This is a genomic window from Pseudomonas koreensis, from assembly GCF_025447595.1.
Classification (GTDB): domain Bacteria; phylum Pseudomonadota; class Gammaproteobacteria; order Pseudomonadales; family Pseudomonadaceae; genus Aquipseudomonas; species Aquipseudomonas koreensis_H.
Genome location: NZ_JAOEJU010000045.1, coordinates 1 through 8752, shown reverse-complemented (window position 1 = coordinate 8752; position 8752 = coordinate 1). Strand labels below are relative to the sequence as shown.

At 58.6% G+C, this 8752-nt stretch carries 9 protein-coding genes; 3 read left to right on the top strand and 6 right to left on the bottom strand.

The window, feature by feature from the left end:
* The 4 genes from N8H71_RS28600 to hemJ form a co-directional block, all read right to left on the bottom strand.
* Positions 1–281 (bottom strand): SDR family NAD(P)-dependent oxidoreductase (locus N8H71_RS28600; protein ID WP_262196509.1); only part of this gene is annotated, 281 nt, incomplete at its 3' end.
* Between the two features lie 61 nt (positions 282–342).
* On the bottom strand, positions 343–1293 hold the full coding sequence (locus tag N8H71_RS28595; protein WP_262196508.1) for a DUF805 domain-containing protein: 951 nt from the start codon (positions 1291–1293) through the stop codon (positions 343–345).
* Between the two features lie 70 nt (positions 1294–1363).
* Positions 1364–2332 carry an NAD(P)H-dependent flavin oxidoreductase gene (locus tag N8H71_RS28590; RefSeq protein WP_262196507.1) on the bottom strand — a complete coding sequence of 323 codons (969 nt, stop codon included), beginning with the start codon at positions 2330–2332 and terminating at the stop codon, positions 1364–1366.
* A gap of 33 nt (positions 2333–2365) precedes the next feature.
* On the bottom strand, positions 2366–2794 hold the full coding sequence (gene hemJ, locus N8H71_RS28585; RefSeq protein ID WP_085688426.1) for a protoporphyrinogen oxidase HemJ: 429 nt from the start codon (positions 2792–2794) through the stop codon (positions 2366–2368).
* Between the two features lie 135 nt (positions 2795–2929).
* Here hemJ and argC point away from each other — a divergent pair, with 135 nt between their 5' ends.
* Positions 2930–3964, top strand: coding sequence for an N-acetyl-gamma-glutamyl-phosphate reductase (gene argC / locus N8H71_RS28580; RefSeq protein WP_064599800.1), 1035 nt, complete (start codon positions 2930–2932; stop codon positions 3962–3964).
* A gap of 168 nt (positions 3965–4132) precedes the next feature.
* The gene (gene erpA / locus N8H71_RS28575; RefSeq protein ID WP_003228776.1) at positions 4133–4483 is read left to right on the top strand and encodes an iron-sulfur cluster insertion protein ErpA; all 351 of its coding nucleotides are present in this window, start codon (positions 4133–4135) and stop codon (positions 4481–4483) included.
* Positions 4484–4555: 72 nt separating this feature from the next.
* On the opposite strand, the gene N8H71_RS28570 is transcribed toward erpA, so the two are convergent.
* Both N8H71_RS28570 and N8H71_RS28565 read right to left on the bottom strand, forming a co-directional pair.
* Positions 4556–5647, bottom strand: coding sequence for an anhydro-N-acetylmuramic acid kinase (locus N8H71_RS28570; protein WP_262196506.1), 1092 nt, complete (start codon positions 5645–5647; stop codon positions 4556–4558).
* A gap of 3 nt (positions 5648–5650) precedes the next feature.
* Positions 5651–7075: a peptidoglycan DD-metalloendopeptidase family protein gene (locus N8H71_RS28565; protein ID WP_262196505.1), complete on the bottom strand. Its 1425-nt coding sequence runs from the start codon at positions 7073–7075 to the stop codon at positions 5651–5653.
* A 210-nt stretch (positions 7076–7285) separates the two neighbouring features.
* Here N8H71_RS28565 and tyrS point away from each other — a divergent pair, with 210 nt between their 5' ends.
* A complete protein-coding gene (gene tyrS, locus N8H71_RS28560; protein ID WP_262196504.1) occupies positions 7286–8485 on the top strand; it encodes a tyrosine--tRNA ligase in 1200 nt (399 codons plus the stop codon).
* Positions 8486–8752 lie beyond the last annotated feature (267 nt).

The window sequence follows — 8752 nt, the reverse complement described above, 5'->3', positions numbered from 1 at the left end:
CCGCAGGTACCGATGCCGGCGCAATTGACCAACAGATCGATCTGCCGGTCGCCTTCCTCAAGCTCCAGCAAAAAACCGGACAGGCGCAGCGGCTCGCCGAGGTCGCAGGCGCGGAACAACACTTCCACGCCGAAACGCTGGGTCAATTCAATCGCAATGCTTTCCAGCTGATCACGCTGGCGAGCCACCAGAATCAGGCTGCGGCCACGGCGTGCCAGGGCTTCGGCCATGGCCAGGCCGATGCCGCTGGAGGCGCCGGTGATCAGAGCGTAACGGGTCATGCAAATCTCCATCGCAACAGCGCCGCGCCGTGGACGCAGGTGTCACGGCGGGGAGCGTTGTTCATTCTTTCGCAGAGTCTACAGGGGCGAGGGCGGCTTCGGCTGCATCGTCTGCCGAATTCGCGGCGGGCTCGACTTCTACATCGATTTCATCGGTGGTTACCGAACCGCTCTCGTAACTGCTTTCAAGGCTGCTTTCATATTCCTGCTGGATGGCGGTGATCCCGCCCAGCAGGCCACCCACGAAAAACAGCCCGATAAACACGATCCACAGCGAGCACAGCACTTTGACTGCCGTGCTGTTCGGCGGAGGCGGTGGGCCATAGCGGTTGGCGCCGGTATTGCCCGGTACGACCATGATCACCAGCGGGAAGAAGCTGCCCACGAACGGTACCAGGGTCAGCAGCCAGAGCCACCCGGACCAGCCAATATCGTGCAATCGTTGAATGCTGAACAGGATGCCGACGATCGCGAAGGCCAGAAACAGGAAGAAGGCGAGGAGACCGCCGATGATCAGGCCGGTCGTCGAGTCGGTGCTCACCAGGCCCAGACCGATCAATGCGAACACGCTGACAATCGGCAAGGTTACAAGGCTCAATACCATCGACCATGCCAGGTAACGCAAACGGCCGATTCTGCCCTCGGCGCTGAGCGGCTTCAGAGGTGCGAACTCCGGCAGCCTGTCACCGACGGCAGCACGAGGCGGTGCATAAGGTGAGTCTGGCTCCGTTACGGCAGCGTTGTGTTCGTGGACATCCGACAGATTCAGCTCGATGGGCGTTTCCGTCTCGATCCGGGCATCAATCCCGGTCTTGCCCAGCGCTTGCAGATAAGTCTGCGCATCGCTGTGGGACAGATCACGCTTGAGCGCGACGGTGCGGCCATTGAACAGACGCTCGATGGCGGCAACATCGCTTTTGAACAGATGGGCCAGGTTGAGCTTGGCCGTGGTGATATCGACGCCGGGCTGGAGCGCGCCGTCGAAAACGATCTTGTAACGGGGTTCGCTCATGGCCGAGGCATCCTTGTCGCGAGATAAATTGAGTCTAAGGCCAGTCAGACAGCGACTGGCCGTGTTTCATTCAGCGCGGCCAGCGCTTCGGCAGTTGCGCTGCATGCTCGAGGGCCTGGCGGTACTCGGCATCGAGACGCGCCACCAGTTGATCCACGCTTGGCAGATCGTCGATCTGCCCCACGCCCTGGCCCGCCGACCACACGGTTTTCCAGGCCTTGGCTTCGTCGTTGATCGGCTTGAGCTTGTCGCCGAAATTCACTTCCCCCTTGCCTTGCAGGGCTGCCATGTCGAAACCGGCGGCCTCCAGGCTTTGGCGCATGAAACTGGCCGGAACACCGGACACGGCAGGAGTATGAATGATGTCGGCGGCTTTGGCAGTCAGCAGCATCTCCTTGTAGGCGTCAGGCGCATGACTTTCAGTGGTACCGATAAATCGTGTGCCGAAGTAGGCCAGATCCGCGCCGAGCAGTTGTGCGGCGAGAATCTCATGCCCGTGGTTCAAACATCCTGCAAGCAACAGGGTCTTGTCGAAGAATTCGCGGATCTCGGCGATCAGCGAAAACGGGCTCCAGGTCCCGGCGTGCCCACCGGCACCGGCTGCGACGGCGATCAAACCATCGACACCGGCCTCGGCGGCTTTCTCGGCATGGCGACGGGTCGTCACGTCGTGGAAGACCAGGCCGCCGTAACTGTGCACGGCGTCTACCAGTTCCTTCACGGCACCAAGACTGGTGATGACGATGGGCACTTTGTGCTCGACGCAGATGTTCAGGTCCGTCTCCAGACGTGGATTGCTCTTGTGAACAATCAGATTCACGGCATAAGGCGCCGGGTTCTCCAATGCCGCCAGCCCCGCTTCGATCTGCTCAAGCCAAGCCTTGAACCCGCTGCTTTCGCGTTGGTTCAGCGCCGGGAGGCTGCCCACCACCCCGTTGCGGCAGCAGGCCAGCACCAGTTCAGGATTGGAGATCAGGAACATCGGCGCCGCCACTACAGGCAGGCGCAGACGTTGTTCGAGCAGAGCGGGCAGCGACATCGGAAGTACCCCGGAAAGTTGTATTTGTTGACGTTAGAACGGCTTGACCACGACCAGAATTACGATAGCCAGCAATATCAGAACCGGCACTTCATTGAACCAGCGATAAAAGACATGGCTGCGGGTGTTCTCGCCACGGGCAAAACGTTTTACCTGCGCGCCGCACATGTGGTGGTAACCGATCAACAGCACGACCAGCGTCAGTTTGGCGTGGATCCAGCCACCGCTGCTGAAGATGCCCGGGTTGAGGTAGATCAGCCAGCCGCCGAAGATCAGCGCGGCGATCATCGCCGGGCCCATGATGCCGCGATAGAGCTTGCGCTCCATGATGCTGAAGCGTTCCTTGCTGATCGTGTCTTCACTCTGCGCGTGATAAACGAACAGTCGCGGCAGATAGAAGAGGCCGGCAAACCAGCACACGATGCTGACGATATGTAGCGCTTTGATCCACAGATAGAGCATTTTTGGTTATTCCCTCATTCACGGTAGGCCGGATAGTAGAGGTTTGAGCGTCCGCACGTCACCTTGACGGTTGTCGCAGGGGGCCGCGGCCCCTATTATCGACGGCTTTCCAGTGGGTTCGTTGAGGGCAGGTTTATGGTCAAGGTCGGTATCGTCGGCGGCACGGGTTACACCGGTGTCGAACTGCTGCGTCTGTTGGCACAGCATCCGCAGGCAGAAGTGGTGGTAATCACTTCCCGATCCGAGGCCGGTCTGGCCGTGGCTGATATGTACCCGAACCTGCGCGGTCACTACGACGGTCTGGCATTCAGCGTGCCGGACATCAAGACGCTGGGTGCTTGCGACGTGGTGTTCTTCGCCACTCCACACGGCGTTGCTCACGCACTGGCCGGCGAATTGCTGGCGGCCGGCACCAAGGTCATCGACCTGTCGGCTGACTTCCGACTGCAGGACGCCGATGAATGGGCCAAGTGGTACGGCCAGCCGCACGGCGCGCCGGAGCTGCTGGACGAGGCGGTTTACGGCTTGCCGGAAGTCAATCGCGAGCAGATCAAGAAGGCGCGTCTGATTGCGGTGCCGGGTTGCTATCCGACCGCAACGCAGTTGGGCTTCCTGCCGTTGCTCGAGGCGGGCATTGCCGATGCTTCTCACCTGATCGCCGACTGCAAGTCCGGTGTCAGCGGTGCCGGTCGTGGCGCTGCCGTAGGCTCGCTGTACTCCGAGACGTCGGAAAGCATGAAGGCCTATGCGGTGAAAGGTCACCGTCATCTGCCGGAAATTCGTCAGGGGCTGCGTCGTGCCGCAGGCAAGGATGTCGGTCTGACTTTCGTGCCACACCTGACGCCGATGATCCGTGGCATTCACTCCACGCTCTACGCGACCGTGGTGGATCGCTCGGTGGATCTGCAGGCGCTGTTCGAGAAACGTTATGCCAATGAGCCGTTCGTCGACGTGATGCCGGCCGGCAGTCATCCGGAAACCCGCAGCGTGCGTGGCGCCAACGTCTGCCGCATCGCGGTTCACCGTCCACAGGATGGTGATCTGGTGGTGGTGCTTTCGGTGATCGACAACCTGGTCAAGGGCGCGTCGGGTCAGGCGGTGCAGAACATGAACATTCTGTTCGGGCTGGATGAGCGTCTGGGTCTGTCCCACGCGGGCATGCTGCCGTAACGACTGATCTTGCTTGGTAAAAAGGCCCGTTTGACGGGCCTTTTTGCATTCTGGTCGGTTGATCAGCTTTATTGATATACCGTAACAATAGTTGACCGATTTTCTAGGACAAGCGGATAATGCGCGTCATCACGCATTATGGCGGCGTAACGCCGGGAGATAGTCAGCATGAGCGTCGAATCCTTCACCCCCACGGCTTTGCAATTCACCCAAGGTGCTGCGCACAAGGTGAAGAGCCTGGTCGATGAAGAGGGGAATGATCGCTTGAAGCTGCGCGTATTCGTTACGGGCGGCGGTTGTTCAGGGTTTCAGTACGGCTTCACCTTCGATGAAGATGTGGCCGAGGACGACACCATCGTCGAGCGCGAAGGCGTCAGTCTGGTGGTCGATCCGATGAGCTTCCAGTACCTGGCAGGTGCCGAGGTGGATTATCAGGAAGGTCTGGAAGGCTCACGTTTCGTGATCAAGAACCCGAATGCCACCACCACTTGTGGTTGCGGCTCCTCGTTCTCGATCTGATCGCGCTTCACCGTACACAATAAAACGCCGCAGAACCTCACGGTCCTGCGGCGTTTTGTTATCTGCGATTTGTCAGTTGGGGTAGATGGCGCCGAGTACGCGCAGACCTTTGGCGCCGGTGACGCTCGGGCGATTGGCGGCGATCCCTTCCAGACAGCAATGGGCCAACCAGGCGAAGGCCATGGCCTCTACCCAGTCCGGATCGACGCCGTGGGTCGCGGTACTGGCGACTTTGGCGTTGGGTAGCAGGTCGGCCAAACGCTTCATCAGCGTGGCGTTGTGGGCACCGCCCCCGCAGACCAGAAGCTCTTCGGTATTCGATTGAGCGCTTTGCAGCGATTCGACGATTGTCAGCGCCGTCAGTTCGAGCAGTGTCGCCTGTACGTTTTCGGGTGCGAAACCTGGCAGGCGCGACAGTTGCTGCTCCAGCCACGGCAGGTTGAAGACCTCGCGGCCGGTACTCTTCGGGCCTTGGGTCATGAAAAACGGATCGCTGAGCAGGGCTTTCAGCAGGGGCGGTTCAACCTTGCCACTGGCTGCCCACTGTCCGTTACGGTCGTAGTTCTCGCCCCGTTGCTGATGAATCCAGGCATCCATCAGCACATTCCCCGGCCCGCAGTCGAAACCGGCTACAGGCTTGTTCGGCTCGATCAGACTGAGATTGCTGAAACCGCCGACATTCAGGACCGCGCGGTTGCCGGTACTCTCTTCGAACAACGCTTCATGAAAGGCCGGAACCAAAGGGGCGCCTTGGCCACCGGCGGCCACATCGCGGCTGCGGAAGTCGCTGACGACGGTGATACCGGTCAATTCAGTGAGCAGGGCGGGGTTGCCGATCTGTACGGTGAAACCACGTGCCGGTTCATGGCGAATGGTCTGGCCGTGGCTGCCGATCGCGCGAATGGCTTCAGGCTTGAGCTGTTGCTGTTCGAGGAGGGTATGGATCCCTTGCGCGGCGAGCTTCACCCAGTTCTGCTGGGCAATCGCCGAACGGGCGATCTCGTCCGGGCCGCTGGCGCACAAGCCAAGCAGCTCGGCGCGCAGGGTATCCGGCATCGGAATGTAGTGTTTGGCAACCAGGTTGATCGCCGAGGATTGCTCGATCAGGGCGATGTCCAGCCCGTCGAGACTGGTGCCGGACATCACGCCGATATACAGAGCCATGGCTTAACGTTTGCTCGAAGCCAGCATGGTGGCCTTTTCCTGATCCATGCGAGCCATCAGCGGCTGGCTTTGCGCCAGGAAGCGAGCGCGTTCGGATTTGGCAATCGGGTCGGCCATCGGCAGCTTCTGGCCCAATGGATCGACGTGAACGCCGTTGACCTGGAACTCGTAGTGCAAGTGCGGGCCAGTGGACAGGCCAGTGGTGCCGATGTAACCGATCACCTGGCCCTGTTTGACGGTGCCGCCGGTCTTCACGCCCTTGGCGAAGCCCTGCATGTGGCCATAAAGCGTACGGTAAGTGTTGCCGTGCTGGATGATCACGGTGTTGCCGTAACCGCCGCGACGGCCGGCCAGCAGCACTTTGCCGTCGCCGGCAGCCTTGATTGGCGTACCGCGTGGAGCGGCGTAGTCAACGCCTTTGTGGGCGCGGATCTTGTTGAGGATCGGGTGTTTGCGGCCCATGGAGAATTTCGAGCTGATGCGGGCGAAGTCCACCGGTGTACGGATGAACGCTTTGCGCATGCTGTTGCCATCGGCGGTGTAGTAGCTGCTGTTGCCCTGCTTGTTGGTGTAGCGCACGGCGGTGTAGGTCTTGCCGCGGTTGGTGAAGCGGGCGGACAGGATCGGGCCGTTGCCTACGGCTTTACCGTTGACCACTTTCTGCTCATAGATCACATCGAACTCATCGCCCTGGCGGATATCTTGGGCGAAGTCGACGTCGTAACCGAACACGCTGGCCATGTCCATGGTCAGGCTGTGGGACAGGCCTGCGCGGGCGGCGGACTGCGACAGCGAGCTGTTGATCACACCGTGCACATAGGCGGTGCGAACAGTCGGTTTGGCAGTAACGCGGTTGAACACATAACCCTTGTCGTTCTTGGTCAGGGTGATGGTTTCAACGTCGCTGACCTTGCTGTGCAGGTTGGTCAGCTGGCCTTGTGGATTCAATTCGAATTCGAGTTTCTGGCCATGTTTGAGCTGGCTGAACTGCTTGGCTTGTTTGTCGCTGGCCAGCACTTCATGCACGGCCGCGGCCGGGAGGCCGACTTTCTCGAACAGTGTAGAAAGCGTATCTCCCTTGGAGACGATCACTTCCCTGTGATTTGGGGCCTTCTTTTCTTCAGCTACCGGTGTCGGCGCTGGTGCAGCCTGAGCGGTTTCCTGCGTCTCTTCAGTGCTGTTTTCGATCTGCGCGAAAGGGGAGGCTACGGACTCATTTGTGGCTTGAGCTGCATCGGCAGCGTCTTGATCTTGTGTCAGTTGTTCAGCAGGACTTTCCAGTTCAAGGCTCAGCGTTGTCTTTTTGGCTTCAACATCACTGGATGGAAACACCAGGAGCGCCAGGCTGAGAAGGGCGGCGATCCCACTTGCGGCGAGCAGGTGGGTCTTCGGGTAAAGCGGTGGCGCTTTAGACGGTTCAGTGGTCATAAGTAATTTGACTTTGAAAAAGATGAATTGGAAAAGATGAATGACATGATGAAGATGAAATAACTGTATAAAATATAACCAAATCATCCCTGAAGCAAGTCTGCGGACGCCCTGTCTGTGGATTGGCGTCCGTGCGCCGGGCAAAACTTGTATTTGGTGCGCGATCTTGTATGGTTGGTTCCCTTTGAATCTGAGCCTTGCGGGTCTGTTATGAAGTCGGTTGAAGAGCAGCTAGCGCTGATTAAACGTGGTGCGGAAGAACTGTTGGTCGAGTCCGAGCTGGTCGAAAAGCTCAAGCGTGGCCAGCCGCTGCGAATCAAGGCCGGCTTCGATCCAACTGCGCCGGATCTGCACCTTGGTCACACTGTGCTTATTAATAAGCTGCGCCAGTTCCAGGAGCTGGGGCATCAGGTGATCTTCCTTATTGGTGATTTCACCGGAATGATCGGTGATCCGAGCGGCAAGAGCGCCACGCGTCCTCCGTTGACCCGTGAACAGGTTCTGGAAAACGCCGAGACCTACAAGACTCAGGTGTTCAAAATTCTTGATCCGGCGAAAACCGAAGTCGCGTTCAACTCCACCTGGATGGATCAGATGGGGCCTGCGGACTTTATTCGCCTGACTTCGCAATACACCGTTGCCCGTATGCTCGAGCGTGACGACTTCGACAAGCGCTATACCACCAATCAGCCTATCGCCATTCATGAATTCCTCTATCCGCTGGTGCAGGGGTATGACTCTGTAGCGTTGCGCGCGGATGTGGAGCTGGGTGGTACTGATCAGAAGTTCAACCTGCTGATGGGGCGCGAGCTGCAGCGCGGTTATGGCCAGGAAGCGCAGTGCATCCTGACGATGCCGTTGCTTGAAGGTCTGGATGGCGTGAAGAAGATGTCCAAGTCGCTGGGCAACTACGTCGGTATCCAGGAAGCGCCGGGTGTCATGTACAGCAAGCTGGTCTCGATTCCTGATGCGTTGATGTGGCGCTACTTCGAGTTGCTCAGCTTCCGATCGATGGATGAGATCAACGCTTTCCGTGCTGATGTAGAGGCGGGAGCTAATCCTCGCGATATCAAGATCAAGCTGGCCGAAGAGATTGTTGCGCGCTTCCATGGTGAAGAGGCTGCGGCCAATGCTCACCGTGGTGCGGGTAACCGTATGAAGGATGGCGAGCTGCCGGACGATCTTCCAGAGGTTGAACTGACTGCTGCCGAGGATATGCCGATTGCTGCTGTCCTTAATAAGGCAGGCTTGGTTAAGAACTCGGCGGCTGCTCGTGATCTGCTGGCTTCCGGTGGTGTGCGTATAGATGGTGAGGTGGTTGATCGTTCCTTTATATACGTACTGGGCGCGACTCACGTTTGCCAGGCGGGCAAGAAGGCTTTTGCACGGATTACGCTGAAATCTGAGTAAAGTTGAAATAAGGGGTTGACGGCGAATTTTAGATGTCTATAATTCGCCCCGCTTCCGGCGCAGTCGAAACGGAAAACTCCTTGAGATTCAATGAGTTAAGTAGGTTTCGAAGGCGGATCGCTTCAGTTCATCGAAGCCTGGAAGGAGTTGGAGATGCCGGCTGGTTCTGGTGCTTTCAACGGTTCGATCGTCTCGGTCGAAAGCGGAGAAAAAGAGGTGTTGACAGCAGCGTGTAACGCTGTAGAATTCGCCTCCCGCTAACGAGAG

Coding starts and splice junctions, on each gene's coding strand:
- tyrS (WP_262196504.1), top strand. CDS start 7,286: ATGAAGTCGGTTGAAGAGCAGCTAGCGCTGATTAAACGTGGTGCGGAA.
- N8H71_RS28565 (WP_262196505.1), bottom strand. CDS start 7,075: ATGACCACTGAACCGTCTAAAGCGCCACCGCTTTACCCGAAGACCCAC.
- erpA (WP_003228776.1), top strand. CDS start 4,133: ATGAGCGTCGAATCCTTCACCCCCACGGCTTTGCAATTCACCCAAGGT.
- N8H71_RS28590 (WP_262196507.1), bottom strand. CDS start 2,332: ATGTCGCTGCCCGCTCTGCTCGAACAACGTCTGCGCCTGCCTGTAGTG.
- N8H71_RS28595 (WP_262196508.1), bottom strand. CDS start 1,293: ATGAGCGAACCCCGTTACAAGATCGTTTTCGACGGCGCGCTCCAGCCC.
- N8H71_RS28570 (WP_262196506.1), bottom strand. CDS start 5,647: ATGGCTCTGTATATCGGCGTGATGTCCGGCACCAGTCTCGACGGGCTG.
- argC (WP_064599800.1), top strand. CDS start 2,930: ATGGTCAAGGTCGGTATCGTCGGCGGCACGGGTTACACCGGTGTCGAA.
- hemJ (WP_085688426.1), bottom strand. CDS start 2,794: ATGCTCTATCTGTGGATCAAAGCGCTACATATCGTCAGCATCGTGTGC.